1 protein-coding gene is annotated in these 1,373 nt (G+C 43.8%); it reads left to right on the top strand.

Annotation, left to right across the window (positions count from 1 at the left end):
• Positions 1–21: 21 nt before the first annotated feature.
• Positions 22–1,373 (top strand): collagen-like triple helix repeat-containing protein (locus DXD92_RS18275; protein ID WP_199696587.1); only part of this gene is annotated, 1,352 nt, incomplete at its 3' end.

Genomic DNA, 1,373 nt, shown 5'->3' with positions numbered 1-1,373 from the left:
ATTGTCGTCGGTGGGCGAAATTTGGCGACCAATACCAATAAAGGAACAACCGGGTGGGATTGGGGTATGCAAACGGGTGGCTATTCCAAAGAATCTGTATACGAAACTGGGGTTAATACATGTAAACTTACACGAGATTCGGTAAAACAATCCGGATGGTCTGTAATACAGTTTTCTTATATTGGACGCACAAAATGGGAGGCTGACACGAATTATACCGTATCCGTAGATGTCAAAGCAAGTGTTTCTACATCGATGGATCCAGGCTTTAGACATGGTAACGGTTCAAACATGTTGATACAATCATGTAAAGCCGTAAACAACAAAACAGTTGCGAATGTATGGACAAAACTGGTATGGGTTGTAAAATCAGCAGCAACATTGCCTAGCGGAACTTCACAGAATACATATTTTACCGGAATGAACAGTAATGTTGGGGTCTCATATCAGTTTAAAAACCTTAAGATCGAAAAAGGCAATACTGCAACTGACTGGACTCCAGCACCGGAGGACTATGTATCATATGTCGATGTTGAGTATTATCTTTCGACATCGCCGACTTCTCTTTCTGGAGGATCATGGTCAACAATAGCACCGACTTGGGTCAATGGAAAGTACATGTGGAGTCGTACAGTAACAACTGATGGGTCTGGAAACAAAACCTATTCTCCAAATCAAAATGGAGTCTGCATTGCTGGGGCACAAGGCGCTACAGGTGCAAAAGGAGACAAGGGCGATAAAGGTGAAACCGGAGCTACTGGAGGGACTGGTGCAACTGGTAAAGGCGTTAAAACTATCGTAGAACAGTATTACAAATCAACTTCTGCGACATCTTTGAATGGCGGTTCATGGGGAACGACTTATCCTGGATGGGAGAACAGTAAATATATTTGGACGAGATCGGTGATTACCTATACTGACAACACGACTTCAACGACAACAGCAGTTTGCGTCACGGGAAGTAAAGGGGATAAAGGTGCAACCGGTGCCAAAGGTGATAAAGGAGCAACTGGTCCTCAGGGACCACAAGGTCCTCAAGGTGTAAAAGGCGATAAAGGTCCTCAGGGAGATAAAGGTGCAACCGGCGCAACAGGTCCTCAAGGTCCACAGGGCGCTGCAGGTAAGGACGCAAATCAGGTAGTGCATACGGTAAATGGAAACGGTGAGTCAAATCTTTATGTCGAATTTGCTACAATAAAGATCACAGGTTCGTATGCAAATCAGCCAACAACATTTAAACTTGGTGGCAGAGGTTTTGAGACAACAGATGTCCAGTTTAGTTTTATCTCTGCAAATAACTCAGATCCTGGATTGGATTTCCTAAGATCTTCAGGCGGATGGTCGTTATGGATTTATAAAAAGACTACTTCAAC

The sequence above is a fragment of the Blautia sp. TM10-2 genome, assembly GCF_003480845.1.
Classification (GTDB): Bacteria; Bacillota; Clostridia; order Lachnospirales; family Lachnospiraceae; genus Fusicatenibacter; species Fusicatenibacter saccharivorans.
Note: the sequence above shows the minus strand (reverse complement) of the source record. Positions and strands in the feature narration are given on the sequence as shown.